Source organism: Nisaea sp., from assembly GCF_017640745.1.
Taxonomy (GTDB): Bacteria; Pseudomonadota; Alphaproteobacteria; order Thalassobaculales; family Thalassobaculaceae; genus Nisaea.
In genome coordinates this window covers 1-508 of sequence record NZ_JAEPQA010000081.1, presented here as the reverse complement: position 1 = coordinate 508, position 508 = coordinate 1, and the positions used below count along the sequence as shown (strand labels likewise).

The following is a 508-nucleotide window of genomic DNA, read 5'->3' as shown; positions in this document are numbered from 1 at the left end:
ACTGCGATCTTTTGATTATCGGCGCCGGGCCCACCGGATTGGCTGCCGCGATCACGGCAGGGCGCGCAGGTGCGCAGGTCATCATCTGTGACGAGCAGGCATCGCTCGGCGGCAGCCTGCTCTCAGACACCCACGAGGTCGGCGGGGTTCCCGCGCCGGTATTCGCGCATGACATCGCCTCTGAACTTTCGTCGATGCCCAACGTCCGCATCCTCACCCGGACCACGGTTTTCGGCTGGTACGACGACCGCATGTTCGGCGCCGTCGAGCGGGTTCAGAAGCACGTGCAAGAGCCTGATCCGAACAAGCCGGTCGAGCGCCTTTGGCGGATCGCGGCGAAAGAGGCGATCCTCGCGTCGGGCGCTGAGGAACGGCCGCTGGTGTTCGGCGGCAACGACCGGCCGGGCGTGATGACCACAGACGCATTGCGAACGTACGCCAACCGATACGGCGTCGCGGCAGGCAAGCGTGTCGCCATCTTCGCCAACAATTCAGCGGCCTATCGAAC

Annotated in this window: 1 protein-coding gene; it reads left to right on the top strand. The window is 65.2% G+C overall.

The features are described 5' to 3' along the window. A partial coding sequence (locus JJ959_RS21325; RefSeq protein WP_292888507.1) for an FAD/NAD(P)-binding oxidoreductase occupies window positions 1–508 on the top strand: 508 nt, incomplete at both ends.